Origin of the sequence: Flavobacterium laiguense, from assembly GCF_003097655.1 — a bacterium.
GTDB lineage: Bacteria > Bacteroidota > Bacteroidia > Flavobacteriales > Flavobacteriaceae > Flavobacterium > Flavobacterium laiguense.
The window spans coordinates 1-1,373 of the sequence record NZ_QCZH01000057.1 but is presented as its reverse complement, the minus strand read 5'-3'; the positions used below and the strand labels follow the sequence as shown (position 1 = coordinate 1,373).

Sequence of the window (1,373 nt, the reverse complement as noted above, 5' to 3'; positions counted from 1 at the left end):
ATTATAAAAAAATTGTCTATTTTAGCTATTATTAGTGAGCGGCGAAGAGAAGGCACTTCGCAAAGCCGCAAACGTTGTGCGTCATATTAGAGAAACCCGAAATGAACAAGAAATTGAAAATGATTTACATACTACTGATATTGACACTAAATTTTTCTTGTGTTGAGAAGAAATCAACAGAAAAAGAAACTAACAAACCTGAATTGGTAGTAACTTCAAAAACCGACACCTTAAAATTTACATCTGCAATACGTGCTATCTTTCAGGACAGTAAAGGCAATTATTGGTTTGGAAGTCATAATGAAGGCGTAAGTTTTTATAATGGAAAATCATTTGAATACTTTACAACTAATAAAGGTTTATCCGACAATCAAATCCGTTCAATCCAAGAAGACGAGAATGGAAAAATTTGGTTTGGAACTGCAAAAGGAATAAGTGTATATGACAAAGGAAAGTTTACTAATTATCCTCCTAAAAATAACAACCCAATATTTAATTGGAATGAAACCAATGGAAATTTATGGTTTTATTCGTGGGAAGAAGGCGGAATAAATCGTTTTGATGGAATAAATATGAACTATTTAATTTTTCCAAAACCCATAAATGAAAATCCTGATAATACTTATGGCGTAACTGATATTTCAAAAGATAAAGACGGTAAAGTTTGGATTGCGACTTATGCAGCACTATTCAACTATGATAGTAAAATGGTAAATATCTTTGATAATGAAAAATTAAATCTAAAAGATAATGAGCTTTTGCATATAAGAAGTGTATTAGCAGATTCAAAAGGACGAATTTGGATAGGAAATAATGGAATTGGTGTTTTGCTAATGGAAGGTAATTCAATAATTAATTTTTCTGAAAAGAATAATTTAATCCACCCAACAAGCACAAGAAGAGGAGATAAATCAAAACCAGGTACACTTGAACACGTTTTTGCTATTGAAGAAGATTCAGAAGGTAGTATTTGGTTTGGAGATAGAGATACAGGAGCTTGGAAATATGACGGCAAAACTTTGACAAACTATTCAATTAGTGATAAACTATCTAATCCAATGATTTGGACTATTTATAAAGACAACAAAAACAATTTGCTTTTTGGAATGGCAGACGGAAATATATTTAAGTTTAACGGAAAGGCTTTTGAAAAGCAATTTTAAGAAATACGAACGCACAACAGCAGTTTGGCAAGATTGGGGTTTTAGACCTAATTTAAAATTGGTTTTGTATTTGGAAATTTTGTGTTTAAACGAAATATTAATCTTAATTTAGTCCCCAACCTCGCCAAGCGTCGGAACGTCAGGCTGTGAAAAAACCTATTTTCCCCATTAAAACCTCCCAATTATTCTATTCTACAGTTCAAATAAAGC

General features: G+C 31.6%; 1 protein-coding gene. It reads left to right on the top strand.

Features of this window, described 5'->3' with window-relative positions:
• Positions 1–119: 119 nt before the first annotated feature.
• The gene (locus DB891_RS17410; protein ID WP_223256141.1) at positions 120–1,163 is read left to right on the top strand and encodes a ligand-binding sensor domain-containing protein; all 1,044 of its coding nucleotides are present in this window, start codon (positions 120–122) and stop codon (positions 1,161–1,163) included.
• The last annotated feature ends 210 nt before the right edge of the window (positions 1,164–1,373 follow it).

Excerpts from the sequence above, each read along its gene's own strand:
- DB891_RS17410 (WP_223256141.1), top strand. The coding sequence starts at position 120 with ATGATTTACATACTACTGATATTGACACTAAATTTTTCTTGTGTTGAG.